Source organism: Actinoplanes sp. NPDC020271 (assembly GCF_044388125.1).
In the GTDB taxonomy this organism is placed as follows: domain Bacteria; phylum Actinomycetota; class Actinomycetes; order Mycobacteriales; family Micromonosporaceae; genus Actinoplanes.
The window spans coordinates 334299-359711 of the sequence record NZ_JBIRWQ010000005.1 but is presented as its reverse complement, the minus strand read 5'-3'; the positions used below and the strand labels follow the sequence as shown (position 1 = coordinate 359711).

Sequence of the window (25413 nt, the reverse complement as noted above, 5' to 3'; positions counted from 1 at the left end):
AAATTCACCAGAACGCTAAAAGTTTCGCATGCTTCGTACAAGGTCAACCGGCGAGCATGGACGACGTTGCAGGGGCGGCAGGTCGCTCTCGCCCGGTTACGCCTGCGTAACGGGGGAATCGGGACGCCACAGCGACTTCACCGGCGACGAGCGACCTGCCTGCGCAACACATCACCCGGTTGAGCCAGCGGCTCCACCGGCCGACGCCGTCACCAGGGACGTGACCGCGAAGCCCGACCTCACGAGGCTCGCCGGCGAGCGGGGCGGCCCGCTGTTCCTGACCGGCGACCCGGGGTAAGCCGCAGAGTCCTTCACCTTCCACGTGACGCACCCGCTCACGCCGCCGGCCGCGGTCGGCGCCACCTCGGTCGGTGACGTGCGAGCAGCGACCCGCTTCGCGGCCGCGAACAACCTTCCCGGTCGCCGTGCCGTGGCTGAAGACGTGGGCGGACACCCGCGAGGATGCTGGCGGAAGAGGCAACCGAGTCGGCTGAGCTGCGGAACCTCTACACTCCGGAGATCTACGACCGATTGCTCGACGTGATGCGGAAGTACGACCCGACGGCGATGTTCCGCAAGAACCACACGATCCGGGCGCGCCAGGAAGCGCGCTAGTATCGGGGCGGTCCTGAGAAGGAGAGCAGACCAGTGTCAGTGGACGACGACGTTTCGGGGTTAACCCGCTGAAGCGGTCACCGGCGTGCGCGTGTCATCGCGGCGCTTGCGTGGCCTCTGTCGTCGTTCCCTGATCACGGTTCACCTTCGTACCCTCAGAGGCCTTTGAATGTCTATCATTTGCACAAATCTGTCCTTTTCGTGGCCGGATGACTCCCCGGTCTTCGACGATCTGTCGGTCTCCGTCCCGGACGGGCGCACCGGGCTGGTCGCCGCGAACGGCTCCGGGAAGAGCACGCTGCTCCGCCTGATCACCGGCGAACTGCAACCGACCGGTGGCAGCGTCGTCGTCGAGGGCACCCTCGGCTACCTGCCGCAACACCTCCCGTTCCGCGCCGAGCAGACCGTCGCCGAGGTCCTCGGCGTCGACCGGATCATGGCCGCGCTGCACGCCATCGAGTCCGGCGACGCGTCCGAGGAACACTTCACCACGATCGGCAACGACTGGGACGTCGAGGAACGCACCCGCGCCGAACTGGACCGGCTCGGCCTCGGCGGCATCGCCCTCGACCGGCGCCTCGGCACGCTCAGTGGCGGCCAGGTCGTCTCCCTCGGACTCGCCGCCCAGCTGCTGAAACGCCCGGACGCGCTGCTGCTCGACGAGCCGACCAACAACCTCGACGGGCCCGCGCGGGAACGGCTGACCGAGGTGCTGCGCAGCTGGAACGGCTGCCTGCTGGTGGTCAGCCACGACCGCGCGCTGCTCGACCGGATGGACCGGATCGCCGCGCTCGACCACGGTGACATCCGGTGGTACGGGGGCAACTTCGCTGCCTACACCGACGCGGTCCAGGCCGAACGCGAAGTCGCCGAACGACAGGTCCGCAACGCCGAACAGGACCTCAAACGGCAGAAACGCGAGATGCAGCAGGCGCGGGAGCGGGCCCAGAAACGCGCGTCGAACGCCTCCCGCAATCTCGCCGACGCCGGGCTCGCCCGCATCATCGCCGGCGGCCTCAAACGCGACGCGCAGGTCTCCGCGGCCAAAGCCAACGAGACGCACGCCAACCGGGTCGGCGACGCCCAGGCCCGCCTCGACCAGGCGTCCCGCGCGGCCCGCCAGGACGACAAGATCGCCATCGAGCTTCCGGGCACCACGGTTCCGGCCGGCCGCACGGTCTTCCACGGCGAAAAACTGCAGATTACGTACGGCGACCAGCCCGTTTTCGCCCCTCCCGGCGTCGACCTGGACGTCCGCGGCCCGGAGCGCATCGCCCTGATCGGCCCCAACGGCGCGGGCAAGTCCACTCTCCTGCGCCTGATCAACGGTGACCAGCATCCGGATTCCGGCACCGTGACCCGCGCCGACGGGCGCGTCGCCTACCTGTCCCAGCGCCTCGACCTGCTCGACGAATCCCGCACCGTTCTGGAGAACCTCACCACGTGGGCCCCGGCCCTGACCGACGCGGAACGCATGAACCTGCTGGCCCGCTTCCTGTTCCGCGGCGCTCGGGCGCACCTGCCGGTCCACGTCCTCAGCGGCGGCGAACGCCTGCGCGCCACCCTCGCCTGCGTCCTGTTCGGCGACCCGGCCCCGCAGTTGCTGCTGCTCGACGAGCCGACGAACAACCTCGACCTGGACAGCGTTGCCCAGCTGGAGGCGGCGCTGACGGCGTACCGGGGAGCATTCGTGGTGGTCAGCCACGACGAACGCTTCCTGGCGGAAATCGGCATCACCCGCTGGCTGCAACTGGCCGACGGGCGTCTGACCGAGACGGCCGCCCCGGCAGCGGTGTGATCAGCGTCCTGCAGGGCCGGGCCGCGAACCCGCCCGGTCATGCACCCCTCACGCCCGCCCGCTCGAGCCCTCCCGGCCACCCACGCGTCCGACCTCTTCCCTCGCCAACAGCCTTCCCTCCCCACCGGGCCTCCCGGCGCCCCGCCCTCGGTCCCTTCCGGCGTCTCGGCACTCCTTCCCCCGGTGCCTCGCCGTCCCAGATCGCCGACGCCGAGCCCGGGCCCTCGGAAACAGCCCTCAGCGCCGGCCGAGCAACCTCGGCGCCGAGGGTCGACACGGACGTCCGGAACAGCACTCAGCCCCGGCCGAGCAACCTCGGCCGGGGCTGAGCCGCTGTTCCGGACGAACTTGAGCGGGGCCGGCGCTGATCGCGCGGACTGGTGCCGCTGATGACTTGGCCGCCCAGTCCGGAACGGGACGTGGGCTGCCCGACCAGTTCGACGAGCACCTCGTCACGGCAATCGTCCCCGAACACGGCGGTCACCGCGGCGGTGAGAGCAGACACGAGCCGCGCGACGACGGTGTCCGCGTCGTCCCGGGCGAACACCTCCTCGCGCATGCCGAACGTCACCGACGGCGCCACTGAGTCGACCGCCACCCCGCCGCGCGCCCAGCGACCGGCGGGGATCCCGATGAGCCGGACATCGACCGAGCTGCGCGCCCATTCGCCGTAGACGGAGACTACGGCGTCGGTCAGCCCGCTGATCAGGCCGGACTCACGGCCGGCGAGTTCCGCTTCGAGCGCGTAGAGCGTCACATGAGGCATCGGCAACTCCTCGCCGTCAGAAAAGCTCCGGCTGCAACCAGCCGGCTCGCGGTCGAGAAGCCTATAGCCCGACCTCACCCCACCCGAAGCGATTTCCCGCAGACACCACGGGTCGGCTGGCGCGTCCCGTCGCGACGGAAGTCGCGGCGAACCGAAGATCGCGGCGGGCGGGCGGGCCGCGGCGGGCGGACCGCGGCGGGCGGACCGCGGCGGGCGGACCGCGGCGGGCGGGGCTGCCCGATCACGGCGGGCAGCCCCGGGTGCCGGGTCAGGACTTGGTGATGGCGGGCGAGCTGGTGCCCTCGACAACCTCCGGCTGCGCGGCGGGCTCGCGACGGTCGCTGGTGGTGATGGCGATGCGGCGAGGCTTGGCGGCCTCCGCGACCGGAATCGTCAACGTCAGCACACCGTCCTGCCACGTCGCGGCGATCTTGTCGAGGTCCAGGCCGTCACCCAGGGTGATGCGGCGCTCGAACGTGCCGGTGGGGCGCTCGCGACGCAGCCACTGCACGTCGTCGTCGGTGCGGGCGGAGCGCTCGGCGCGAATCGTCAACACCCGCCGGTCGACGTCGATCTGCACCGAGCCCGGGTCGACCCCGGCCAGGTCACAGTGCAGCACGAAGTGCTCACCGGAACGGTACAGGTCCATCGGCATCGCCAGGCCGGCGGTGCTGCCACTCATCATCTGCCCAGCGAGACGGTCGAACTCGCGGAAAGGATCGAAAGTCAGCACCACGAACACCTCCTCATGACTGCCCGCCGGCCTTTCCGGCGGGCACGTGGCGCTCGGCTAAAGATCAGATCTGCCGAGGTCGTTGCATGAGGTCTTGCGGCTCATCACCGCGAATGACCAGCAGCGACAAGTAATTTTTTAGCACTGTCCCGGCGGGAGTGCCAAGCCCTTCGACCAAAATTTTCCGCGATGATCTACTGGCGGACGGCTGTCACGCCGTACCTCAGGAGGATGTTGTGGTTCTTGATCTGCCGACACCGTGCGTGATCGTCGATGCTGACGTGCTCGACCGGAACCTGCGGGCGATGGCGACCGCGGCGGCCGGCCGTGGGATCGCGCTGCGGCCGCACGCCAAGACGCACAAGTGCGTGGAGATCGCGCGGCGCCAGGTCGAGCTCGGCGCGACCGGGTTGACGGTGGCAACGGTCAGCGAGGCGGAGACTTTCGCCGCGGCGGGGCTCGACGACCTGTTCATCGCTTACCCGGTCTGGCCCACCCGGGAACGCGCCGCCCGGCTGCGGGATCTCGCGTCGCGGGTCCGGCTGCGGATCGGCGTCGACTCCGCGGAGAGCGCGGAAGCGCTGGCCCGGGCCGTGCCGGGGCTGGAGGTGCTGGTCGAGGTGGACAGCGGGCATCACCGCAGCGGCGTCGATCCGGGTGCGGCCGGTGCTCTCGCCGACGCGGCAGAAAATTCTGGATTGACGGTACGGGGCGTGTTCACCTTCCCTGGTCACGCGTACGGCCCGGAGCGGCAGCGTCCGGCCGCCGAGCAGGAGTCGGCCGCGCTCGCCGCAGCCGCCGCGGGCCTCGGCCCCGGGGTCCGCAGCGGCGGTTCGACGCCGACCGCCGCGCTGACCGGCACCGGCGTGCTGACCGAGATGCGCCCCGGCGTGTACGTCTTCGGCGACGCCCAGCAGCTGGAACTCGGCACCTGCGAGTGGGCCGACGTGGCGCTGACCGTGGAGTCCACGGTGGTCAGCCGCTCCGGGAACCAGTTCATCCTGGATGCCGGCAGCAAGGTGCTCGGCGCCGATCGGCAGGCGTGGGCCACCGGTTTCGGCCGGCTGGTCGAGCTCCCGGACGCGCGGATCGTCGCGCTCTCCGAGCACCACGCCACCGTCGCCCTCCCCGAGGGCATGCCGCTCCCCCGGCTCGGCGACGTCCTGCGGGTCGTTCCCAATCATGTGTGTACGACCGTGAACCTCGCCGACGAGCTGATCGTGACCGCCGCGGGAGCCGAGGTGGACCGTTGGCGGGTCGCCGCCCGCAACGCGAACACGTGACGACCCCGGGCCCTGGGATCGTCCGGCCAAGGCTGTTCACCGGCGTGCCGGGCGCCCCCGGGTGGAAGTGTGTCCGTTTCCGCTTCTCGACCGGCTCGGAGCCGCGGAGCGCCCCTGGCCCCAGCCTCGGGGTCGCTCCGGGTCAGGCGACCGCGGCGCGCAGCGAGCGCATCGCGTAATGAGCGCGCGACTTGACCGTCCCCACCGGAAGCCCGAGCCGCTCCGCGGTCTCGCCCGCGATGCCGTACTGGTCGCGAACCCTGGTGTGCCCCCGGCCAGGGCTCGACCCTGGTCCCGTACCCGGGCCCGCCAGCCACAGTGGCATGAGCAGAACCGGTCACGAGGAGGATCGAGCATGGAGGAGCCGAGGGTCTGGCTGGTCACCGGGAGTTTCCGGGGGCTGGGCCGGGCCGTGGTGGTGGCGGCCGCCGGGTCCGGGGCGCGGGTGATGGCGGCCGCACGCCGGCCGGACGACGTCGCCGACCTGGTGGCGGCGTTCCCGGGGCGGGTCGAGGTGGTTCGGCTGGACGTGACGAACCCGGCCGGGGCGCGCCGCGCGGTGCGGGACACGGTCGAGGCGTTCGGGCGCGTGGACGTCGTCACCGGCGGCAATGCCGGGGACGGCGCCGACCTGCGGGAGCGGATCGAGGCCGACCTGTTCGGCGTCGTGCACGTGACCGAGGCGGCCCGGCCGACGTTGCGGGACGGCACGTTCGTCCAGGTCACCACCGGGCGGGCCGAGGCCGCGCAACTGGCCGCCGAGGGGTATTTCGAGGCGGACGTGGCGCCGCTCGGCATCCGGGTGATCATCGTGACGGTCGGCGACGACTGCGATCCGGCGCGGGCGGCGCAGGCGATCGTGCGGGTGGTGGCGGAGGACGACCCGCCGCGGCGCCTGCCGCTCGGGGCGGGCGCGTTGACGACGGCGCTGGAGACGGGCGCGGCCCGGCTGGCCGAGACCGAACGCTGGGCGGACGTGAGCAAGTCGGTGTGAGCACCACGAAAGCCGGCCCGGGGATCCGGGCCGGCGTCGGTGTCGGTGACTGTCAGGATTCGAGGCCCGCGGCCTTCGCCATGAAGGTGGCGTACCAGGCCGGCCAGTTCTCGTCGTACTTGCCGTCCAGTTCGTCGGCCTCGTGCCGGCCGTGGGCGAGCGCGGCGTCGCGCAGCGCCTGCTCCAGTTCGGCCGCCGAACCGTAGACGACGTGGCTGATCCGGCCGAGGCGGCGCTGGGTGACCTCCTGCAGGAAGAACAGGTTGCCGTCGGGGTCGGCGAAGCTCAGGAACGAGCTGTACGACTGCCGCGCCGGGTGCGGGCCGTCGACCCGGTCGGTGGTGCCGGCGTGGTGGAAGACGCCACCCGCGTCGTGGAAGATCTCGCTCGGCTCGGCGCCCTTGGCGACCAGCTCCGCACGGGCGGCCACGATGTCGTCGACGACGATGTGCACGCCCTTGCTCGACCCGGGCGCCGCGTCGGTGATTCCCTTGCCGACGATGATCGACGCCGCCGATCCCGGCGGGGTGAAGTGCACCACGCGGAAATCGTTCGGGCCCTGGTAGTCCACGTCCTCACGCCACCCGAGACCGTTGTAGAACGCCTTGGCCCGGTCCACGTCCGAGACCGGCAGGACCACGATCTCGACCTTGAAGTCCACCATCGTCAGCTCCTCCGCTGCACCGGATGCCCTAGCGGCATCTCGTCCGGAACTCACTCTGCCGCCACGGGGTGGCCCGTCGCCCCCGTGGAGGACACTGGTGGACCCCCGGGGCCACTCTCGAAAAGGTCCGCGTAAAGCCCCAGGACCCCCGGGTCGGCCACCCCGTCGTACGGGCTGAGGACCATCGCCGGCCGCCGCAGCCCGGCGCCGCGCCCGGGACGCGGAGTTCGGACGATCGCCAGGCACTGCGCGACCGGCGGGGCGGGCCGGAACTCACCGTGCCGCCGCTAATCCTCAATCACGCCGGCAGCCGTCCGATCAAATCCCGAAGGCCCCGGCACGACCACGAGAGGAGGCGACAGCGGATGATCGCGTCGGTCAACGCTGCTGCCCCGCTCCGACGTGTCGTCGCGGACCGGGTGTGCCGCTGGTGGATCATCGTCGCCGCTGCTTGGCTGGCTCTCTTCGCGGGCCTGGTCGCGCTGTACCGGGACTCGGAAGCCGGAAGTCTCTTCGTCGGCGACATCGTCTATCTGGTGCCCTTGGCCGCCGGCGCCACCGCGGCCCTGATCGCGGCCCGGCGCCTCACCGGCCGGCACCGCAGGTTCTGGCTGCTGCTGAGCATCGCCTGGTGCGCGCAGCTGGCCGGTGAGTGTGTCTGGGCCGGTTATGACTACCTGTCGGATTCCGGGGCGCCGCAGCCGTCGGCCGCGGACGTGGGTTACCTGACCTCGTCCGTGACGATGCTGGCGGCGCTGATGACCGGGTTCGGTGGCGTGAGCGCGCTGCGCCGATGGCGTGGCCTGCTCGACACCGCGATCATCGTGCTCGGCGTCGGGGCCGCGGTCTGGTGCCTGGCGATCCGGCCGCAGTGGTCACCCCAGCTCGGCCCCGCCGACGTGGTCACGCTGACCTATCCGGTCTTCGACACCGCTCAGCTCTGCTGCCTCCTGATCATCGGCGCGGCCGGTCATTCGCGCATACCTCTGCCGGTGCGGCTCGTCGGGTTGAGCAGTGCCGTCAACGCCCTGAGCGACCTGGTGTACACCTGTCTCAGCATCAGCACCGGCTATGAGCCCGGTGGCTGGCTGGACGTGGGTTTCGAGGCGGCCTCGGTCTGCGGTCTCGTGGCGGCGCTGATCGCGGTGCGGGTCCCGGAGCCGCCCGCGGAACCACTCACCTTCGACCGTGGGCTGGCGCTGACTCCGGTGCTGTTCTCCAGCGCGGTGGTGTTCACCCTGCTGGTCACCGAGAAGGTGCGCACCGGCGTCGTGGACGACACGACCCTGACCGTCAGCGGCATGCTGTTCGTCGGCGTGCTGTTCCGGCAGCACCTGTTCACGAGGGATCGGGCCGCGCTGGCCGAGCAACTGCGTCAGGCCCTGCTCGAGCAGCAGCGCCTGGCCGTGACGGACAGCTTGACCGGCTTGCACAACCGCCGGTACTTCACCGAGCAGTTGCTCGCGTGGCCGGACCGGGAGGATCTGGGGCCGATCAGCGTGATCGTCGTCGACCTCGACCACTTCAAGCGCATCAACGACACGTACGGGCACCTCAACGGCGACGCGGTGCTCCGGCAGTCCGCCGAGCTGATCGTCAGCGCCTGCCGGCCCACGGATCTCGTGGCGCGGTGGGGCGGCGAGGAGTTCGTCATCATGCTGCCCGGCACGTCCGGACCGGAGGCCGAGGTCATCGCCGAGCGTGTCCGGCGGACGATCGCCACGGATCCCGTGCCGACGGGCGAGGGCATGGTGCCGGTCACGGCGTCGATCGGCGTCGCCACCGGCGACCCACGGGGCGGCGAGGCCCTGGTGGAAAGCGCCGATAAGGCCCTTTACCAGGCGAAACGATCCGGGCGCAATCGGGTCGTCATGGCATCCGTGACCGCGGACGGGTCGCGGGCCGGCGGTCAGACGGCCAGCGCCACGCGGTTGCGGCCGGCGCCCTTGGCCCGGTAGAGCGCCGCGTCGGCGCGGGCGAACAGCCCGTCCGACGACTCCTGACCGTCCCAGACGGCAACCCCGGCGGAGAACGTCTGCCCGGACGGGGTCAGCGGTCGCAACCGGTCCAGCAACTCGGTCACCGCCTCGGTGTCACAGTCCGGGATGAGGAGGGCGAACTCCTCACCGCCGTAGCGGGCCAGCAGGTCGCCGGCTCGCAGTCCGCCCGTCCAGGCCGCCGCCGCTTCCTTCAGCAGCCGGTCACCGGCCAGATGACCGTACTGATCATTGAAGTGCTTGAAGTGGTCGAGGTCGAGGACGGCCAGCACCAGCGGCTTCCCGTCACGGCGAGCGTGATCCAACGCCAGCGGCAGCGCCGCCTCCCAGGCCCGCCGGTTGGCCAGCCCGGTGAGCGTGTCACGTTGTGCCAGATCGGTCAGTTCCTCGGCCTGGTGTTCCAGCACCGACGCCTGCCGCTCGACCTGTCGGATCAGGACCGCCATCCGAGCCACCACCAGCAGGAACATGACGACGCAACCCACCACGACGGCCTGCGCGTCGGGCACCCGGTTGTGCTCGCGCCAGGCTTCGACGGCGAGCAGCAACGGGGCGATCATGGTGGCCGCGGTGAGCAGCACCAGCCGCCACCGAGAGAACCGCCGGTCGCTGATCTCGATCGGTTCGGCCAGGTCACGGATCCCGGGATGCAGACCCGCGGCGCCGTAGAGACCGAAGGCGAACAGGTAGCCGGCGTCCATCGTATGGCTGCTCAGGGTGCCCGCCTGGAACTCGAAGTGATCGGTCAGGGCCCAGGCGTAGTCCGCCGCCAGGTAGCTCGTCATACCGGTCGCGAGCAGCAGGAACGCACCGTTGCGACCGCCGCCTCCGACGAGCATGCGGGCGAGCAGCGCCAGCATCAGCAGGTCGAGGATGGGATAGCCGATGGCCACCAGCTTCCCGGCGAACGTCAGACCGGGCGACTGGGTGACCGGCTTCATCAGGTACACCCAGGCGATCAGCGCGAACGCCCCGGCGATGATCACCGCCTCGATCACGCCGGCGGGATCGCGAGCCCGCAGCCGTCTCCGGAGGATCAGGATCAGCACCACGATCTCGAGGAAGCCGGCGGTCAGATACAGCACGTCGGCCGGCGCCGGGTAGGCCGAGCTCCGCAGGTGACGCGCGTACCAGGCGTACACCAGGTCGCCGCAGACGGCCAGGAACTGACAGCCCGCGAACATCAGCCACAACGGGGCGGCCGCCGCCCGGTTGCGGCGGACCCCGAGCACCAGGGCGAGCCCCCCGGACAACGCGATCGCGGCGTAACAGATGGTCTGCAACCACGAGTCCGGCGTGCCGAAGTACGCCACGACGGACATCGCCAGAAAACTCAGAAACCACACCCATGGTGGCCAGATCGCGCGGCCCATCCGCCCTCCCGGTACAGCCTCCCCGCGGACACTTGAGGTCATTCCAGCAGGCCGCAGGCCCCGATGATGGGCAATCGGGACTTGCGGGCATCGAACCGCCGGGATCGGTCAGCGGTGATAGTGCGGGGTGGTCGCGCCGCGATAGAGGCCGTGCCGCAGTTCGGAGACGTAACCGTCGAGCTCGGGCATGCCGAGCCGGGCCGCCTCGGCCAGCTCCGCCTCCTGGTCGCACGGGACGCGGACGAACTGGACCGAGAACGACGCCGGCTCACGGGAGTCGAGGACGCCCTCCAGGATCACGTAGACCGGCGTCGGGTCGTCCATCGCGTTGCCCACGCTGCCGGTGTTGAACAGGGTCAACCCGTCCGGCCCGACCTCGTGGAACGGGTCGTGGGTGTCGCCGTAGCCGACGATCGTCGGTTCCGGGCCGTCGAACCCGGTGGCCGGCGTGTTGGCGAACATGCCCCGGAACTGCGCCTCGTCGTGGTCGAAGCGCACCCGGTGGTGCACGCTGGTGGCCGAGGCGTGGAAGAGCCGGACCCGGCGGCCACTGAGCCAGAAGTCGTGGCAGAACGGCAGGTCGCGCAGCCACTTGCCCTGGCCCTCACCGAGCTGGGCGAGCCACCAGCGCATGCCCTCGTTGTCGTAGGTCCGGTCCGGGTCGGGCAGGAAGTCGTCCCAGTTGCCGAGGATGTTGACCGCGCACCGCTCCTGGCAAAGGTCGATCACCTCGCGGCCGCGCGGGCCCTTGCCGACGAAGTCGCCGAGGTTGTAGATGCGGTCGATGCCGCGGTCGTCGATGTCGCGCAGCACCGCCTCCAGCGCGGTGAGGTTGCCGTGGACGTCGGAGATGAGCGCGATGCGATCGAGCCGGGACACCCACCGATCCTATGACCGGCTCGACCGCTCAGCGCGTTGATGACGCCGTGTCGCTCAGGAGAGGCTGACGTCGTCGAACCAGACCGAGCCCGCGTTGTCGCCGGACTTCAGGTGCAGCTGCACGCCGGCCGCGTCGTCGGGCGCGACCGCGGTCACGGTCAGCTGCCGCCAGTCGGTCGTCCCACGCGGCAGGCGCGCCGACTTGTCCTGCTTGATCCATCGGCCGCGCTCGTCGAACCAGCTCAGCGTGATCTCGGTGGTCCCGGTCGCGTTCTCGCCGCGGGCCCAGGCGGACGCCGACCAGGACTGTCCGCCGCGGACCGGGGTGACCGGCGAGATCCGCAGCGACGGCAGGCCGCGCGGGTCCCGCCCGGTCCCGGAGAACCGCACCGAGTACCGTCCGTCGTGCGCCACCTCGTCGGTCTGCTCGGCGACCCCGGCCGCGGGCAGGTTGTCCCGCCACGGCGAGTCACGGTTGTCCTGTTCGAAGCTGAGGTCCAGCACGTCCTCGTAGCTCTCGGTGGCGGCCCACGCGTTGCGGACCACCGCGGCGGCCGGTTTGGCCGTCCCGTCGAGGCGGTAGAGCCCGAACTGGTACTGCGACGGCGTCACCGACACCATCGACCCGGCCGGGATCGCGCCCTGGGCAAAATCGGTAAGGGTCCACGGTGCCACCGAGCGGACGCCGGCGACCGCGGCCGCCCGGAACACCCGGGCGAGGTAGGCGGCCTGCTCTCCCGGACTGCCCACCCCGGTGCTCAGCCCGGTCTCGCCGATCACCATGACCTCCGGCGCAACCGAGTCCCTGGCCCGCACGATGTCCGGCAGCGCCTGCTCCGACTCGCCGTAGAAGTGGTAGTCGTAGTAGTCCAGCGTCACGTCGCCGAACGCGTCGCGCAGCTCGGCGAGCCCGTCCGGGCCGGCGTGCCCGTCGACCGAAACGGTCAGCGGCATCGTCGGCGCGAAGTCACGGATCGCCGGGATGATCTGGCGCGCCCAGCGCACGGCCGGCACGTCCTCCGGCGACATCTCGTTCTTGACCTCGACCGCGATCACGCGCGGGTCGTCGGCGTAGGGGCCGATCACGGCCTTCGCCCAGTCGACGCTGCCCCGGACCAGCTTGTAGTAGGACCACCAGTCGAACAGGGTCAGTTTCACGGCCAGGTCGTGCCGGGCCGCGATGTCGACGAACGCGGCGAGCCGGTCCAGGTACTCCGGCTTCGGCGTGGGAAAGCCGAAGACGCGCGGGAACACGACGATCCGCACGCCGTCCGCGCCGAGCGCCGAGATCCGGGCCAGGTCACTGTCGATCTGCTCGGCGTCGAAGCGTGTCCACATCGCCGACCAGCCGGCGCCGGACGGGTAGTAGTTCATCGTCTTCGACCCGGCGACCGCGGCGAGGCGCCCGGCCAGCGTCGGCGCGACGCCGGAGGCCGGCGCCGGCTCGTCCACCACCGGCGGATCGGCGGGCAGCGGATCGGCGGGCAGCGGCTCGGCGGGCAGCGGCTCGGCGGGCAGCGGCTCGGCGGGCAGCTCCCCCGGGGCGGGCTCGGCGGCCACCGGCGGATCGGCCGGCAGGTCGTCGGCCAGCGCCGGCGCCGCCGGTGCCAGCACACCCACGGTCAGCAGGCACGACAGGGCAACGGCACGAATGCGGTCACTGCTCATCGAGGTACGGCGTCCCTTCACGTCATCACGGCAACGTCCGTTTCGGCCGTCGCGCGATGACGCGGAGTTCAGCCCGGTTGCGGTCCGGGGTGCGTCCGGTGCCGGATCACAACCCCCAGAACCGATTTCCCGTACGCCGTGAGCAGCGCGACGAATCCACGCCGGGGCGGCTCACGACGTACCCGCAAATGGTCTGAGCCCGCAGCAGAGCAGCGGCGATCTCGCGCCCATGACCGGTCCAGGGCGCCGGTCGGCTCGGCGAGGGCCGGGCGGATGACCCGCTCGGTCCACTGCTCGCGCGCCCGGTCGATGACGGCGAGCCGGAGCGCTTCCTCGGAACGCCAGTGCGCGAAGAGCCCGGACTTGCTCACCCCGAGCGCGTCGGCGACCTGGCTGAGGGACAGCCCGTCGAGCCTGGAGACGGTCGCCGGCAGCAGCGCCTGATCGAGCACCGCGGTGCGCGTGCGTTCCCCCCGGGCCGGCCGTCCTGCGTCATGCCACCGCCCTACAAGAAGACCGACCGGTCGTAAAGATTCTTGAGGTGGACGGAGAAGCCGCCCGGCGCTCGCCCGTCGGGCCGAGCACTGGTCAGAACCGGACACCGACTGTCGAAGACCACCTGTCCGCCGTTCCCCCGCACCGCCGCGACCAGGGCCCGGTCCTCGTCGTGCGCCACCGGAGGGAAGCCACCCGCCGCGACGTAGGCGGTCGCCCGGACCCCGAGATTCGCCCCGTGGACGTGCCCGTGCCGATCGCCGGCGACCCGTTCCGCGTAGCGGCGCTGGTACTCCGAGGGCAGCGGGTGCGGCCAGCCGGACCAGTCGTCCACCTCGACCGTGCCGGCCACCAGGTCGGCGCCGTCCCGCGCATGGTCGAGCTGCCGGCGCAGCCAGCCCTGCGGGACCCGGCTGTCGGCGTCGGTGGTCGCGATCCAGTCGACGCGCCGGCCCCGCGCGCGACCCTCGCCGGCCGCAGTCCCGGCAGCGTCGCGCCGCCGTGCGCGGCCGGCTTTCAGGGCTCGGGCGGCGCCGGCCGCACGCGCGCGGCCCACGTTGCGGGCGGTGATCGTCACGACCTCGGCGCCGCCCGCCGCGGCCAGCGCGGCCGTGTCGTCGGTGCAGGCATCGGCGACCACGATCAGCCGAACCGGGACCGCCACCCGTGCGGCGGCGACCCGCAGCGCGGAGAGGCACCGCGGGAGACGGTCACGCTCGTTGTGGGCCGGGACCACGACGGCGATCACAGCAGCCCGGAGCGCCGGGCGACCGAGGCCGGGTCCCGGCTGAAGACCTCCAGCAGGAAGTCCGGCTCCTCGTGCCGAGCCACCCGGTGCAGCTCGGGGAGCCGGGCCAGGGCCGCGTGCACCTCGTCGCCGCTGCGGGCGTGTTCGGCGACCGGCCACCGCCAGTGCACGGCGACCAGGTCGCCGCCCGGCTCCAGCGAGGTGATCGTCCGGTCGAGCAGGGTCGCCAGGTCCGCGTCGTCGAAGTAGTAGCCCAGCTCGGAGAGGACGATCAGGTCGAACGACTCGTCCGGCCAGTCGTGCGGCATCCGGGCGGTCCGGACCGTCACGTGGGGCCGGTCGGCGAGCCGCTCGGCCGTGGTACGCACCGCGGCGTCGACCGCGTCCACCGCGAGCAGGCGGTCGCAGCGACCGGCGAGGCGGGCGGTGAGCAGGCCGGTCGAGCAGCCAGGCTCGAACGCAGAACGATAGCGCCGATTCGGGAGCGCGTCGGCGGTCAGGGCGTGCTTGCGGGCGTCGTACCAGCGGGACTCGAAGCTCCAGGGGTCGGGGTCGGCGGCGTACATCCGCTCGAAGTAGTCGATCGGCGTGCTCATGTGAAGATCACCTCGAACGGGCGGGTGAATCGGGCCACGACGTGCGGGGGCAGGATCGCGGCGTCGGCCGAATCGGGCCCGAGCGGCGCGGTCTGGCTCGGGAAGGCGGCGATCGCGGCCGCCTTGGCCGTCCGGGCGGCCGGCGGGAGCTCGACGCGATGCGCCCGGTCCCAGGGAACATCCGGGCTGCCCGGGTACGACCAGTGCCACGCCCAGATCGGGTATTCGAGCAGCCGCGCGCCGGTCGCGGCACACGCGCGCGCCGCGGCCCGCCCGGTCGCCTCGTGGTCGGGGTGCCCGTCGCCACGCCACGTGACCAGGCACCACCGGCCGGGGGTGAGCAGCTCGGCGAGTTGCCCGGTCAGCCGCTCCTCGTCGATCCCGCCGTCCGGGTGACCGAGCCGATGCACGGCCGCCGACCCGAGTCCGAGCCGGCGCAGCGCCTCGGCGGTCTCCGAGCGCCGGACCGCCGCCAGTGACGCGGGCGTGTGCACGGTGGATCCCGGGTGCGAGGCCTCCCCGTCCGTCACCGCGGCCAGGTCGGCGTGGCCGAGCACGGCCATCAGCCCGGCCACGCCGAGGATCTCGTCGTCCGGGTGCGGCGCGACGACCAGCGGCGGCCCGGGCGGGTCGAGGGTCAGTTCCGGCCATTGCCGCATCGCGGTCCAGGTCCGCCACTGCTCCTCGGTGGTCCCGTTGCCTTCGATCGGCTTCACCATCCCGCTTCCTCCACCACTCGCGAACCCGGGATCCAGTGCGGATCCTCGTCGACCAGCAGGCGACCCAGCTGTTCCAGGTCGCTCTCGGCGTGGCTCTGCCGCAGGTAGACCGTCAGGTCGGCGATCCGCTGGGCGTGCCCGGGATCCAGGCACAGGGGACCCGCGCCGAGCGCCCGCCCGACCCGGTCGACCACCTCGGTGGCCGCGGACTCCACGGCCGCCCGCACCCGCAGCGCGAGCCGGCCCGCGTCGGCCCGCGGGTCCGCGTCGATCCGGCCGGCCGCGTCGGCCAGCACCGCCCAGGCCGAGGCGAGCGCGACGTCGACCGCGCCGAGGTGCGCCAGCGCGTGCGGACCCACATTCCCGGCACGGGCCGCGGCGAGCAGGGTGTCGGCGACGCCGGTCGCGCCACCGAACCAGCACGCGGCCACGCCGATGGCGCCGTGCCAGAAGCCGGGGCGGCCGACGTACTTCCCCGGGCCGCCGACCGGGCGGGCCGGGGCGCCGGTGAACCGGACCGTGCGACTGTCACTTCCGGACATTCCGATCGCCGGCCAGGTGCCGTCCAGCGGCTGGGCGTACGGCCCCTCGTTGCGCACCGCGAACAGCCGGATCCCGTCGTCGGCGGCCGCGGTGACCAGCGCATCAGTGCACCAGACGGCGCCCGAGCACCACGGCCGGTCGCCGGTGAGGCGCCATCCGCCGTCGACGCGTTCGGCCCGTACCGCGGAGGGCGCCGCCGCCCAGACACCCCAGCGGCTGTCGTCACCGGGCTGGTCGTCGCCGAGTTCGTCGCGGATCGCGACGGCGTCGAGGTGCCCCTCGGCCAGCCGGCAGGCGACCAGGTCGGCACGGCCGAGCGAGGCCAGGCCGCGGAGTCGTTCGATGGTGTTCCCCCGGCCGGGCAGGGGCAGGTCAGGCAGTTCGATCAACACGGCGAGCCTGTACCCAGCCGCTCGCCGATCAAGCGCGACGCACCCATGAAGCCTTAAAGAAAACTTAAGGAAAGAGTTGGCAAAAACTGTTATTCAAAGGCCGTACCGCAGCCACCAGGACCGTCCTGAGCTGGGCAAATGAATTTTTCATTGAACCATTGAAACAGCTGTGAGAGGTACGCATAATTCGTCGCGCAGCAGTTCTCCGGCATTAAATTGAGGATTTTGCATGACTTCTGAAACGAGGCACGTCGCTCCACCCGATCCGCGGCGGCGGCGCCGGACCACCCGGGTGATCCTGGGGGTCACCGTGACCGCGGCGCTCGGCGCGAGCGGCGTCTACGTCGCCACCGCGGACGCCGGCGAGGTGGCCGTCCCGGGCGCGTTGCAGGCCGAGGCGTTCACCGCCCAGTCCGGCGCGAAGACGGAGAAGACCTCGGACACCGGCGGCGGCAAGAACGTCGGCTGGCTCGCCGACGGCGACTGGCTGAAGTACCAGGGCGTCACCATCGGCGGCGCGACCCTGAGCGCCCGGATCGCCTCGGACAACAGCGACGGCGGCGCGGTCGAGGCGCGGCTGGGCAGCGCGACCGGTACGCTGCTGGCGACGTTCCCGGTCGCGAGGACCGGCGGCTGGCAGAAGTGGACAACGGTCACCGCGACGGTTGCCAAGATTCCGACCAGCAAGCAGGACCTGGTCCTGGTGATGAGGAGCAAGTCGCGCTCGGACTTCGTCAACATCAACTACCTGCTGCTGGGGCCGGGTTCCGCAACCCCGGCCACGCCCGCGGCGACGACTCCGGCCGCCACCACCGAGCCCGCCACCGCCCCGTCGAGCGCCGCCCCGCCGGCCTCCGCGCCGGCCGCCAGCCCGGGTGGCTGGGTCGACGTCGACCAGGCCGCCTGGGACAAGGCGCTCGCGCAGTACAACGCGGTCGCCTCCCAGCCCGTCCCGGCCGGCACCACGATGGTCCCGGAGTTCCACACCGACTGTTCCGTCTCCGGTGAGGCACCCGACGACCCGATCGTCTTCCCGAACCTGCCGGGTGCGTCGCACCTGCACACGTTCTTCGGCCCGAAGGTCACCGCCTCCAGCACCGCCAAGGATCTGCTGGCCGAGTCGACGACGTGCACCGCGCCGGGCGACAACAGCGCCTACTGGGGGCCGGCCCTGCTGCTCAACGGCACCCCGGTGAAGATGAAGAACTTCCGGGCGTACTACGGGGCGAAGATCAAGGACCCGAAGACGGTACGGCCGTTCCCGCCCGGCCTCGTGATGGTCCAGGGTGACGCCAAGCGGCAGGTCGCGACGCCCGCCGGCGCGAGCGGACAGTTCTGGTGCGCCGGCAGCGCCGAGATCGGCCGCAGCAAGGACGGCAACTGGCCCGAGTGCGCGGCCGGCGGCAACCTGATCTACCAGCTCACGTTCCAGGACTGCTGGGACGGCAAGCACGTCGACTCGCCCGACCACAAGTCGCACATGGGCCCGTCGGTCAACGGCGTGTGCACCGGGAACTACCCGGTGGCGATCCCGAGCCTGTCGTTGATGCTCGGCTACGACTCGCTCGGCGGTGACGGCCTGGCGCTGTCGTCCGGCATGGCGTCGTCGATCCACGGCGACTTCATGAACGCCTGGGACCCGGCGAAGCTCGGCGCCCTGATCAAGGTCTGCATCAACGCCGGCGCGAAGTGCGGCTCGACGCCGTCGTTCACCGGCGGCTGACCTTGCGGATCCTCGCGGCCACGGCGGCGGCGCTGCTTCTCCTGACCGGTTGTGGTCAGCGGACGGCGCCGCCGCCGGCGGCGTCCCCCACTGTCCCGCCGGCCACGTTCGGCGGCACCGACCTGGCCTGGATCGAGATCACGCTGGCCATGAACGAGCAGGTCATCCCGCTGCTCGACGCGATCCCGGCGCACACCGCGACCCCGGCCGTCACCGACCTGGCAACCCGGGTGCGCACGGTCACCGAGGCCGAACTGATCCAGCTGCGCGCGCTGCACGACAAGGCGGGCCTGCCGTCCGACAACCCCCACGAGGGGATGCCGATGCCGGGCATGGTCACCACCTCCGCATTGACGGCCTTGACCCAGCTTTCCGGTACGGCGTTCGACACCGCCGTCACCGAGAAACTGCACGAGGGCCTGGACCAGGCGATCAGCCTCGCCCGCAGCGAACAGGCCAACGGCGCCGACCCGGACACGCGTGCCCTGGCCGGTGCCGCCATCACCGCCCGTGAACCGCTCGTCCAGTGAGTCGCCGCCCGTGCGAGCACCGCGCGACGCGCGCCATGGGCCAGGCCGCCCGGCGGCGCGAGATCGCGGCTGGTTCTCCTGGGCGTCATGAGCCCCGGACGACGCCCAGGAGAACCGGCCGGACAGCGCGAGCCGCGCGCCCACCGGAGCCAGCGACGGGCCTTGCGGCGGGCGCCACGGGACGGGGCTCACGGCGTACCCGCACAAGGGGTTGAGGGTCAGGCGCGAGCCGCAGCGACCTGGAGCCCGCGCGGGGAGGACGGGAAGCGGGCGAGCATGGCGCGGATCTCGGGGGCGTCCACGTTGGCGCCGAAGAGTTCGGTGCCGGGTTCCATGGCTACGCCCGAGGCGAGTGGGCCCGCCACGACCGGGTCGAAGCCGAGCGCGTCGACCAGGGCGGACACCGTCGCCACGCCGGACGGGTCGTCGCCGGCGACGGCGATGGCGCGGCGGCCGGGCGTTCCGGCGGGGCGGGCGCCGTCCTCCAGGTCGTGGTAGCCCATGTGGTTGAAGGCTTTCACGACGCGCGCGCCGGGCAGGAACGCCTGGACCGTCTCGCTGGACGACGTGCGCGGGTCGGTCAGGTCGTCGCGGATGCCGTCGACCTCCCACCAGTAGTTCATCGCGTCGATCACCAATTTGCCGCGCAGCGGGTCGGCCGGGATGTCCCGGTACTTGCCGAGCGGCAGCGCCAGGATCACGAGGTCGGCCCGCGCCGCCGCCTCGGCCGCGGAGACGGCCTGGGCGCCCGGCGTGAGCACCTGAATGATCAGCTCGATCTTGGCCGGGTCGCCGGAGCCGGACACGAGGACGTCGTGTCCGGCGGCGAGCGCGAGCCGGGCCAGGACCGTGCCGACCTTGCCGGCGCCGAGGATGCCGATCGTGGTCATCGTCAGCCGGCCAGGATGTCGCGGACCATCGGGATCACCTTGGAGCCGAACAGCTCGACCGAGCGCAGGCGGGCGCTGACCGGCTGGGCCCCACCGGTGTAGATCATGTCGAAGCGGCCGACGCCGAGCGCCTTGATCGCGCGGGCCATCTTGCGGGCGACGGTCTCCGGCGAGCCGAGGTAGAGCGAACCGTTCGCGATCTCGGCCTCGAACTCGGCGCGGCGCAGCGGGGGCCAGCCGCGCTGGGCGCCGATCCGGTCGCGGATCACCTTGTACGGCGCGTAGAAGATCTCCTTCGCCTCCTCGTCGGTGTCGGCGACGAAGCCGGGCGAGTGCATGCCGACCGGGTGGGCGACCGTGCCGAGCTGCTGGGCGGCCTGCTCGTAGAGCTTGAGGTAGGGCGCGAACCGGTCCGGCGCGCCGCCGATGATCGCCAGCATCAGGGGCAGCCCGTGGCGCGCGGTGCGGACCACCGACTGCGGGGAGCCGCCGACGCCGACCCAGGTGTCGAGGCGGCCGGACTCCGTCTTCGGGAACACGTCCGCGTTCTCCAGCGCGGCGCGGGTGGTGCCGGTCCAGGTGACCGGCTGCTCGTCGAGCAGCTTCACGAACAGCTCGAGTTTCTCCTCGAACAGGACGTCGTAGTCGCTCAGGTCGTACCCGAAAAGGGGGAACGACTCGGTGAACGAACCACGACCCAGGATCACCTCGGCCCGCCCGTGGGACAGGGCGTCGACGGTGGCGAAGCGCTGGAACACCCGGACCGGGTCGTCGGAGCTGAGCACGGTGACGCCGGACGCCAGCCGGATCCGCGAGGTGCGACCGGCGATGCCGGCGAGAACCGTTTCCGGGGTGGTGATCGCGTACTCCGGGCGGTGGTGCTCGCCGAGGGCGATCACGTCGACGCCGAGCTGGTCGGCGAGCACGGCCTCGTCGACGACCTGGCGGATGGCCGCAGCGTAGGAGACGGGCGCGCCGGCGTCGTCGACCGGGACGTCCCCGAAGGTGTCGAGTCCAAAGATCACGTCATTCACACGTCAACAATGCCTCGAAGTAATTGACGCGTCAATCATACGTGAGCCCCGGCACAACCGGCGATGCAGAGCCGGCGGCGGACCCGCGGACGCGGCCGCGTTGCCGCCTCCGCCGGCCAGGGGCCGAAGACCGTTCCCAGGGCACCGAATCCGTGTTTACACTCCCGTAATGGGAGCGCTCCCAATCGAAGGAGATGGATGGTGCGTTACGGACACTTCGACGACCGGACCCGCGAGTACGTCATCGACCGCCCCGACACCCCCCTGCCCTGGATCAACTACCTGGGCAGCGAGGAGTACTTCGGGCTGATCTCCAACACCGCGGGCGGCTACTCGTTCTACCGCGACGCGCGGCTGCGCCGGCTGACCCGGTACCGCTACAACAGCGCGCCGCTCGACGTCGGCGGGCGCTACCTCTACCTGCGCGACGACACGACCGGCGACTACTGGTCCCCGTCCTGGCAGCCGACCCGTCGTGAGCTGGACGAATACGAGTGCCGGCACGGTCTGTCGTACACCACGATCTCCTCCGCCCGCACCGGGATCCGCGCCGAGACGCTGTACTACGTCCCGCTCGGCGAGACCCTCGAGGTCTGGCGCGTCGCGGTGACCAACGAGCGCGACACCACCGCTGACCTGTCACTCTTCTCGTCGGTGGAGTTCTGCCTCTGGGACGCGCAGGACGACGCCACCAACTACCAGCGCAATTTCTCCACCGGCCAGGTCGAGGTGGACGACGGCGTCATCTACCACAAGACCGAGTACCGCGAGCGGCGCGACCACTTCGCGTTCTTCGCCTGCTCCGAGCCGATCGAGGGCTTCGACACCCAACGCGAGGCGTTCCTCGGACCCTACCGCGGCTGGGAGGCGCCGATCGCGGTCGAGCGCGGCAGCCTCTCCGGTTCGATCGCGCACGGCTGGTCGCCGGTCGGCAACCACCACGTGCGCCTGAGCCTGGAGCCCGGCGAGACCCGCGAAGTGATCTTCGTGCTGGGCTATGCGGAGAACCCGCGCGACGACAAGTTCGACCCACCGCATTCTCAGATCATCAACAAATTGCGCGTACGCCCGAAAATCGCCCACTGGCTGCAACCGTCCGCCGTGAAAGCGGGCTTCGACGCGCTCACCCGGCACTGGACCGCGCTGCTCGGTGGGCTGCAGGTCAGCACCCCCGACCCGGACACCGACCGGATGGTGAACATCTGGAACGCGTACCAGTGCATGATCACGTTCAATCTGAGCCGGTCGACGTCGGGCTTCGAGACCGGCATCGGCCGTGGCATGGGGTTCCGTGACTCGAACCAGGACCTGCTCGGATTCGTCCACATCATCCCGGAACGGGCCCGCGAGCGGATCCTCGACATCGCCGCGACGCAGATCGCCACCGGCGGCGCCTACCACCAGTACCAGCCGCTGACCAAGCGCGGCAACAACGACATCGGCGACGGTTTCAACGACGACCCGCTGTGGCTGATCCTGGGCGTGTCCGCCTACCTGAAGGAGACCGGGGACGCGTCGATCCTGGACGAACCGGTGCCGTTCGACAACGCGCCGGGCAGCGAAGTGTCGCTCTACGAGCACCTGATCCGCTCGCTGACCTACACCCTGGACCGGCTCGGGCCGCACGGCCTGCCGCTGATCGGGCGCGCCGACTGGAACGACTGCCTCAACCTCAACTGCTTCTCGGAGACGCCCGGCGAACCGTTCCAGACGACCGAGAACGTCAGCGGCGGTCAGGCGGAGTCGGTCTTCATCGCCGGGCAGTTCGTGCTGGCCGCCAAGGAACTGGCGAGCATCGCCGACCTGCGCGGGCTCGGCGAGAAGGCGGCCGAGTACCGGGCCGCGGCCGAGAAGATGACCGGCACGATCGTCGAGCACGGCTGGGACGGCGCCTGGTTCCGCCGGGCCTACGACTTCCACGGCAACCCGATCGGCTCGGGCGAGAACGACGAGGGGCAGATCTTCGTCGAGCCGCAGGGCATGTGCGTGCTGGCCGGGGTCGGGCTGGACGACGGCCTCGCCGCCCGCGCGCTGGACAGCGTGGCCGAGCGGCTGGCCACCCCGCACGGCGTGGTCCTGCAGCAGCCGGCGTACTCGCGCTACCACGTCGAGCTGGGCGAGATCTCCACATATCCGCCCGGGTACAAGGAGAACGCCGGGATCTTCTGCCACACCAACCCGTGGATCATGATCGCCGAGACGATCGCCGGGGACGGCGACCGTGCGTTCGACTACTACCGGCGGATCAACCCGTCGGCGCGGGAGTCGATCAGCGAGGTGCACCGGTGTGAGCCGTACGTCTATGCCCAGATGATCGCCGGGAAGGACGCGCCCACCCACGGCGAGGCGAAGAACTCCTGGCTGACCGGGACCGCGGCGTGGAACTTCGTCGCGATCACCCAGTGGATCCTGGGTCTGCGCCCGGAACTGGACGGGCTGCGGATCGACCCGGTGCTGCCCCGCGCGTGGAACGGGTTCGTGGCGACCCGCGTCTACCGCAGCGCGACGTACGAGATCACCGTGCGCAAGCCGATCGGGGTGACCGGACGCGTCACCCAGCTCGTGGTCGACGGCTCCCCGGTGGACGGCACGGTCATCCCGCCCGCACCGGCCGGAACCACGGTCCGGGTGGAAGCCGTGATCGGCTGACCCACCCGGACCGCGGCCGTCAATTGCGGTAGCGGAACAGGATGCGGCCCCGGGACAGGTCGTACGGCGTCAGCTCGACCAGCACGCGGTCGAACGGGAGGATCCGGATGTAGTTCTTCCGGATCTTCCCGCTGATGTGCGCCAGCACCGTGTGCCCGTTCTTCAGCTCGACTTTGAACGTGGCGTTACGCAGGCATTCGAGGACAACGCCCTCCAGCTGGATTCCGTCGGCAGATCCGGGCATCAGCGCATCTCCAGTTCCAGGTTGCTGCTGACCCGGCGGGCCCGCAGACTCCCGGCCAGCGCGAGCACGGCCACATTGGCCTCGTGCACGTCGGCCGACGCGGTCTCGATGCCGCGCCGGTGCAGTGTGCCCAGCACGTCGGCGAGCAGTGCCCGCCCGATGCCGCGGCGACGGAACTCCGGCTGAACCGTGATCAGCCTGATCCGCGGCCGCCGAGGCAGCGGCGCGAACCGGAGCAGGCCCACCTGCTGTCCGTCGACCTCGGTCGCAGTCACAGTCACAGTCGCGGTCACAGTCGCAGTCGCAGTCGCAGTCGCAGTCGCAGTCGCATTGTCGGCCGCCACGATCGTCACGCCCGGCGGCGGCGTCACCGCGCCGAGCCCGGTGATGATCGGATCAGTCGGGACGACGTACTCCCATTCGCGGCGGCCGATCGCGAACCCGGCCGCTCGCCACTGCTCGGTCAGGTCGACATCGGCCTCGTCGACCACGGTGTGCAACGGTCGCGGCAGCACAGCCAGCATCGCCGCGGCGAGCTGCTGAAAAACCACGTCGTGCCAGGCGTCGACGCTGACGAGAAGCCGGCCGTCGGGCCGCCGGTGCGCCTCGGCACGGCCGACGACCAGATCATCCTCAAGGGCGTGCCACTGAAACTCCGCCGGCCGGGTGACCACGGTGGTTCGTACAGAATTCACAGGTTTTGATGCCTTTCGGGAGTGCCGGGAAACGCGGCGCTCCCGGCAGCCCCTACGTCAGCCGCCGAACCGTGACGACGAAGGGAGCACCCACATCGCTACATCGATCATCGGGGCTCACCTCCTCAGGTGGTGTCACGGTGACCAGCACGCTAGGCGACGGCCGCGCCCGCGTCCACCGATTTATCACTGCCGGATCGGAGGCCCCGCCGCCCGACAGATCTCATCTCTCAGTTCCATCGTGGCCACTGATCCAGGGTCGAGGGGTAAGGCTCGTCGCCGTTGTGCCGATGCATCCACGCCTGGTTGCGGATCTCCCACGGCACCTCGGGCTAGATCGCCGTGGCCCGAGGTTCGGCGCGCTCGTCGTCGCGACGGTCCAGCCTCACCGGGCCGAAGTAGACGACGACCACGTCACGCTCGGGCAGACTTTACCCACTGACCGCCGGCCGTGACGTCGGGCGACGACCGGATCGCGGCGGACCAGCAAGTCACCGCAGTCCGGGCTACGAAAGGGTCAGATTCCACTGTGCGTTCGGATCAATATCCCCGAGGCGGAGACAGAGAATCAGCATAACGGGCTGGGCCTTGGGCGGGATGTCGAAGGTGAGAAGGATGTCGGAATCGGTAGCCGGATCAACCCTGGACGGCGCCAACCATCTACTCCTGAGGTTTCTCACCGTGGGCGGGTAGTACCTTTTTCCGTCGCCCATCTCCAGCCATGCGCAGCCTTCTGAAAAAGACCCATCGAATGACTCGGTACCGACATTCTTGATCCGGAGGGTATATGACGCCGTGCTGGCACTGTAGGCGCGGTCGGCTCGGAGCTCGGCAACGAATCCCGGGTCGCCCGTCATGGTCACGGCCTCCCCGATAGGGACCGGCTCGAGAAAAGGACTATGCGTGCGGAAGTAATCGCGGAAAGCCTCTTGGTCGAAAGGGATCGAATCGTACATGCTTCCGGAGAGGTCGGTGTCATCGTCGCCGATCCGCCGTTCGGTAAGTTGGTTCGTGACGACGACCAGCAATCCCAGGAGCGCTGCGATACCGGCGAGCGCGGCCAGGGTCCGGGCCCACGGATATCTAGCTGTCATGAGCCGGCAAATCGGCAGAAGCGGCTGGGAGTTGAGGAGATCGAGTAGGAACGTGTTCATGTCACCCGGGTCGGGGAGGTTCTTCGGCTTCGACCACCGCGCTGACGACAGTCACCCGTCGGTCGCCTTCTGGAGCGTGGACTGGGGAGTCGTACCGCTGGCGACGAGCTTCGCCGACTTCCTCGGCACGCTGCGTGATCAGGGATGGCGGCGGCACCGGAGTGCTCAAACGACGACTGTCCGATGTCGCCTACCGGCAGACCGCGGCGGCTACTCTCCCGCTCGAGCGTC

General features: G+C 70.8%; 25 protein-coding genes and 1 pseudogene. 8 read left to right on the top strand and 18 right to left on the bottom strand.

Features of this window, described 5'->3' with window-relative positions; all coding sequences use genetic code 11:
* Positions 1-462: 462 nt before the first annotated feature.
* Both ACH442_RS14450 and abc-f read left to right on the top strand, forming a co-directional pair.
* Positions 463-615 (top strand): BBE domain-containing protein, encoded by a 153-nt coding sequence (locus ACH442_RS14450; protein ID WP_396338443.1) that lies wholly within the window; start codon positions 463-465, stop codon positions 613-615.
* Positions 616-784: 169 nt separating this feature from the next.
* Complete coding sequence (gene abc-f, locus ACH442_RS14445; RefSeq protein ID WP_396338442.1) at positions 785-2413, top strand: ribosomal protection-like ABC-F family protein; 1629 nt, start codon at positions 785-787, stop codon at positions 2411-2413.
* 295 nt (positions 2414-2708) lie between these two features.
* On the opposite strand, the gene ACH442_RS14440 is transcribed toward abc-f, so the two are convergent.
* Entirely contained in the window at positions 2709-3179 is a 471-nt protein-coding gene (locus tag ACH442_RS14440) for a 4-oxalocrotonate tautomerase family protein (protein ID WP_396338441.1), read from the bottom strand.
* Positions 3180-3447: 268 nt separating this feature from the next.
* Positions 3448-3915, bottom strand: coding sequence for an Hsp20/alpha crystallin family protein (locus ACH442_RS14435; protein WP_396338440.1), 468 nt, complete (start codon positions 3913-3915; stop codon positions 3448-3450).
* 233 nt (positions 3916-4148) lie between these two features.
* Here ACH442_RS14435 and ACH442_RS14430 point away from each other — a divergent pair, with 233 nt between their 5' ends.
* A complete protein-coding gene (locus ACH442_RS14430; protein WP_396338439.1) occupies positions 4149-5195 on the top strand; it encodes an alanine racemase in 1047 nt (348 codons plus the stop codon).
* A gap of 142 nt (positions 5196-5337) precedes the next feature.
* On the opposite strand, the pseudogene ACH442_RS14425 reads toward ACH442_RS14430, so the two are convergent.
* Positions 5338-5427, bottom strand: a pseudogene (locus ACH442_RS14425) (sigma factor-like helix-turn-helix DNA-binding protein); the annotation flags it as partial.
* 123 nt (positions 5428-5550) lie between these two features.
* On the opposite strand from ACH442_RS14425, the gene ACH442_RS14420 reads away from it, so the two are divergent.
* Positions 5551-6189: an SDR family NAD(P)-dependent oxidoreductase gene (locus ACH442_RS14420; RefSeq protein ID WP_396338438.1), complete on the top strand. Its 639-nt coding sequence runs from the start codon at positions 5551-5553 to the stop codon at positions 6187-6189.
* A 52-nt stretch (positions 6190-6241) separates the two neighbouring features.
* Here ACH442_RS14420 and ACH442_RS14415 read toward each other — a convergent pair whose 3' ends face one another.
* Entirely contained in the window at positions 6242-6853 is a 612-nt protein-coding gene (locus tag ACH442_RS14415) for a VOC family protein (protein ID WP_396338437.1), read from the bottom strand.
* Positions 6854-7218: 365 nt separating this feature from the next.
* Between ACH442_RS14415 and ACH442_RS14410 the strand changes: the two genes are divergently transcribed.
* The gene (locus ACH442_RS14410; protein WP_396338436.1) at positions 7219-8811 is read left to right on the top strand and encodes a GGDEF domain-containing protein; all 1593 of its coding nucleotides are present in this window, start codon (positions 7219-7221) and stop codon (positions 8809-8811) included.
* On the opposite strand, the gene ACH442_RS14405 is transcribed toward ACH442_RS14410, so the two are convergent.
* The 8 genes from ACH442_RS14405 to ACH442_RS14370 form a co-directional block, all read right to left on the bottom strand.
* The gene (locus tag ACH442_RS14405; RefSeq protein WP_396338435.1) at positions 8763-10172 is read right to left on the bottom strand and encodes a GGDEF domain-containing protein; all 1410 of its coding nucleotides are present in this window, start codon (positions 10170-10172) and stop codon (positions 8763-8765) included. The two genes, ACH442_RS14410 and ACH442_RS14405, sit on opposite strands and share 49 nt — an antisense overlap.
* 159 nt (positions 10173-10331) lie before the next feature.
* Positions 10332-11102, bottom strand: coding sequence for a metallophosphoesterase family protein (locus tag ACH442_RS14400; RefSeq protein WP_396338434.1), 771 nt, complete (start codon positions 11100-11102; stop codon positions 10332-10334).
* A gap of 54 nt (positions 11103-11156) precedes the next feature.
* Entirely contained in the window at positions 11157-12770 is a 1614-nt protein-coding gene (locus tag ACH442_RS14395) for a carbohydrate binding domain-containing protein (protein ID WP_396338433.1), read from the bottom strand.
* 68 nt (positions 12771-12838) lie between these two features.
* Positions 12839-13222 carry a TetR/AcrR family transcriptional regulator gene (locus tag ACH442_RS14390; protein WP_396338432.1) on the bottom strand — a complete coding sequence of 128 codons (384 nt, stop codon included), beginning with the start codon at positions 13220-13222 and terminating at the stop codon, positions 12839-12841.
* Between the two features lie 53 nt (positions 13223-13275).
* Positions 13276-14001, bottom strand: coding sequence for a glycosyltransferase (locus ACH442_RS14385; RefSeq protein WP_396338431.1), 726 nt, complete (start codon positions 13999-14001; stop codon positions 13276-13278).
* 8 nt (positions 14002-14009) lie between these two features.
* Positions 14010-14609, bottom strand: coding sequence for an SAM-dependent methyltransferase (locus tag ACH442_RS14380; protein ID WP_396338429.1), 600 nt, complete (start codon positions 14607-14609; stop codon positions 14010-14012).
* A complete protein-coding gene (locus ACH442_RS14375; protein WP_396338428.1) occupies positions 14606-15328 on the bottom strand; it encodes a PIG-L deacetylase family protein in 723 nt (240 codons plus the stop codon). The genes ACH442_RS14380 and ACH442_RS14375 overlap by 4 nt, the downstream gene beginning before the upstream one ends.
* Positions 15322-16263 carry an acyl-CoA dehydrogenase gene (locus ACH442_RS14370; RefSeq protein ID WP_396338427.1) on the bottom strand — a complete coding sequence of 314 codons (942 nt, stop codon included), beginning with the start codon at positions 16261-16263 and terminating at the stop codon, positions 15322-15324. The genes ACH442_RS14375 and ACH442_RS14370 overlap by 7 nt, the downstream gene beginning before the upstream one ends.
* A 229-nt stretch (positions 16264-16492) precedes the next feature.
* On the opposite strand from ACH442_RS14370, the gene ACH442_RS14365 reads away from it, so the two are divergent.
* Together ACH442_RS14365 and ACH442_RS14360 are read left to right on the top strand one after the other, a co-directional pair.
* Positions 16493-17986, top strand: coding sequence for a DUF1996 domain-containing protein (locus tag ACH442_RS14365; RefSeq protein WP_396338426.1), 1494 nt, complete (start codon positions 16493-16495; stop codon positions 17984-17986).
* Positions 17953-18516: a DUF305 domain-containing protein gene (locus ACH442_RS14360; RefSeq protein WP_396338425.1), complete on the top strand. Its 564-nt coding sequence runs from the start codon at positions 17953-17955 to the stop codon at positions 18514-18516. Before ACH442_RS14365 ends, ACH442_RS14360 begins: the two co-directional genes overlap by 34 nt.
* 218 nt (positions 18517-18734) lie before the next feature.
* Here ACH442_RS14360 and ACH442_RS14355 read toward each other — a convergent pair whose 3' ends face one another.
* Together ACH442_RS14355 and ACH442_RS14350 are read right to left on the bottom strand one after the other, a co-directional pair.
* Complete coding sequence (locus ACH442_RS14355; protein ID WP_396338424.1) at positions 18735-19406, bottom strand: NADPH-dependent F420 reductase; 672 nt, start codon at positions 19404-19406, stop codon at positions 18735-18737.
* Between the two features lie 2 nt (positions 19407-19408).
* Positions 19409-20440, bottom strand: a complete 1032-nt coding sequence (locus ACH442_RS14350; RefSeq protein WP_396338423.1) for an LLM class flavin-dependent oxidoreductase — start codon at positions 20438-20440, stop codon at positions 19409-19411.
* Between the two features lie 198 nt (positions 20441-20638).
* Here ACH442_RS14350 and ACH442_RS14345 point away from each other — a divergent pair, with 198 nt between their 5' ends.
* Positions 20639-23089 (top strand): GH36-type glycosyl hydrolase domain-containing protein, encoded by a 2451-nt coding sequence (locus tag ACH442_RS14345; RefSeq protein ID WP_396338422.1) that lies wholly within the window; start codon positions 20639-20641, stop codon positions 23087-23089.
* A 19-nt stretch (positions 23090-23108) separates the two neighbouring features.
* Here the strand turns inward: ACH442_RS14345 and infA are convergent, their stop codons facing one another.
* The 4 genes from infA to ACH442_RS14325 form a co-directional block, all read right to left on the bottom strand.
* The gene (gene infA / locus ACH442_RS14340) at positions 23109-23333 is read right to left on the bottom strand and encodes a translation initiation factor IF-1 (RefSeq protein WP_396338421.1); all 225 of its coding nucleotides are present in this window, start codon (positions 23331-23333) and stop codon (positions 23109-23111) included.
* Positions 23333-24028, bottom strand: coding sequence for a GNAT family N-acetyltransferase (locus ACH442_RS14335; protein ID WP_396338420.1), 696 nt, complete (start codon positions 24026-24028; stop codon positions 23333-23335). Before ACH442_RS14335 ends, infA begins: the two co-directional genes overlap by 1 nt.
* A gap of 230 nt (positions 24029-24258) precedes the next feature.
* On the bottom strand, positions 24259-24354 hold the full coding sequence (locus ACH442_RS14330) for a nucleotidyltransferase family protein (protein ID WP_396338419.1): 96 nt from the start codon (positions 24352-24354) through the stop codon (positions 24259-24261).
* 180 nt (positions 24355-24534) lie between these two features.
* Positions 24535-25182, bottom strand: a complete 648-nt coding sequence (locus tag ACH442_RS14325) for a hypothetical protein (protein ID WP_396338418.1) — start codon at positions 25180-25182, stop codon at positions 24535-24537.
* Between the last annotated feature and the right edge of the window lie 231 nt (positions 25183-25413).

What these genes read in the sequence shown, in the direction of transcription:
- ACH442_RS14375 (WP_396338428.1), bottom strand. Translation starts at nt 15,328, where the DNA reads ATGGTGAAGCCGATCGAAGGCAACGGGACCACCGAGGAGCAGTGGCGG.
- ACH442_RS14365 (WP_396338426.1), top strand. Translation starts at nt 16,493, where the DNA reads ATGACTTCTGAAACGAGGCACGTCGCTCCACCCGATCCGCGGCGGCGG.
- ACH442_RS14410 (WP_396338436.1), top strand. Translation starts at nt 7,219, where the DNA reads ATGATCGCGTCGGTCAACGCTGCTGCCCCGCTCCGACGTGTCGTCGCG.
- ACH442_RS14325 (WP_396338418.1), bottom strand. Translation starts at nt 25,182, where the DNA reads ATGAACACGTTCCTACTCGATCTCCTCAACTCCCAGCCGCTTCTGCCG.
- abc-f (WP_396338442.1), top strand. Translation starts at nt 785, where the DNA reads ATGTCTATCATTTGCACAAATCTGTCCTTTTCGTGGCCGGATGACTCC.
- ACH442_RS14345 (WP_396338422.1), top strand. Translation starts at nt 20,639, where the DNA reads ATGGTGCGTTACGGACACTTCGACGACCGGACCCGCGAGTACGTCATC.
- ACH442_RS14380 (WP_396338429.1), bottom strand. Translation starts at nt 14,609, where the DNA reads ATGAGCACGCCGATCGACTACTTCGAGCGGATGTACGCCGCCGACCCC.
- infA (WP_396338421.1), bottom strand. Translation starts at nt 23,333, where the DNA reads ATGCCCGGATCTGCCGACGGAATCCAGCTGGAGGGCGTTGTCCTCGAA.
- ACH442_RS14395 (WP_396338433.1), bottom strand. Translation starts at nt 12,770, where the DNA reads ATGAGCAGTGACCGCATTCGTGCCGTTGCCCTGTCGTGCCTGCTGACC.
- ACH442_RS14440 (WP_396338441.1), bottom strand. Translation starts at nt 3,179, where the DNA reads ATGCCTCATGTGACGCTCTACGCGCTCGAAGCGGAACTCGCCGGCCGT.
- ACH442_RS14355 (WP_396338424.1), bottom strand. Translation starts at nt 19,406, where the DNA reads ATGACCACGATCGGCATCCTCGGCGCCGGCAAGGTCGGCACGGTCCTG.
- ACH442_RS14450 (WP_396338443.1), top strand. Translation starts at nt 463, where the DNA reads ATGCTGGCGGAAGAGGCAACCGAGTCGGCTGAGCTGCGGAACCTCTAC.
- ACH442_RS14405 (WP_396338435.1), bottom strand. Translation starts at nt 10,172, where the DNA reads ATGTCCGTCGTGGCGTACTTCGGCACGCCGGACTCGTGGTTGCAGACC.
- ACH442_RS14420 (WP_396338438.1), top strand. Translation starts at nt 5,551, where the DNA reads ATGGAGGAGCCGAGGGTCTGGCTGGTCACCGGGAGTTTCCGGGGGCTG.
- ACH442_RS14415 (WP_396338437.1), bottom strand. Translation starts at nt 6,853, where the DNA reads ATGGTGGACTTCAAGGTCGAGATCGTGGTCCTGCCGGTCTCGGACGTG.